The sequence below is a fragment of the Pseudomonas sp. SWRI154 genome (assembly GCF_014268645.1).
In the GTDB taxonomy this organism is placed as follows: Bacteria; Pseudomonadota; Gammaproteobacteria; order Pseudomonadales; family Pseudomonadaceae; genus Aquipseudomonas; species Aquipseudomonas marvdashtae.
Genome location: NZ_JABWQW010000079.1, coordinates 1 through 675 on the forward strand (window position 1 = coordinate 1; position 675 = coordinate 675).

The 675-nt window shown below is 57.2% G+C and carries 1 protein-coding gene; it reads right to left on the reverse strand.

The features are described from left to right. Positions 1 to 474: 474 nt before the first annotated feature. On the reverse strand, positions 475 to 675 hold a 201-nt coding region (locus tag HU806_RS26230; protein ID WP_238350248.1), incomplete at its 5' end, for a DUF6124 family protein.

Consider the following 675-nt stretch of genomic DNA (forward strand, 5'->3'; position numbering starts at 1 on the left):
GACAGCATGGGCAGCTCGCAAAAGCTGCATTTTGCCCAAGTGGGTCAGTTTTCAACCGGTAGGGTGGGTCAGTTTTGCATCGGTACTGACATTTAGCGGTGAAGCACGGCACGAGTGAGCCGGTATGGCGGGGGCTAACGCTCCGTGTTACTGGGTATTTGTCTGTAAGGCTCGATGCCAGCCTTTAAAGGGGCCGGGGTCTTAACACCAATCTCGGGCCAACCTGTGGGAGCAAAGCTTGCTTGCGATAGCGGTGGGTCAGCTTGCCTGGATGTTGGATGTGCCGCCGTCATCGCGAGCAGGCTCGCTCCCACACTGGTCTTGTGTCAGCCCTCAATTTCCCGGTCGCCCATGACTTCTGTGGGAGCGAGCCTGCTCGCGATGGCAGTGTGTCAGCTTGCATGGGCGGGCTGCCGACCTTGTAGTCGAGGTATCTACAAATGCCGGCCAGCCCTTTTGGTGCGGAGCGCGTTACTAGCGTGGATCGACAATATCCAAAGCCCGATTCGCCAACAGCTCACTCACTTCAATCACTTGCAGAATACCCATCGCAACATGCCGGCGAGAACCCTCAAGATCGAACGCCAAGTCGCTGATCATGGCGTTGGCCGAGGCCAGGTTTTCGCTGAGGTTGGCGAGCAGGCTTTCAGTATCGATGCTCTCGACGACTGTGAA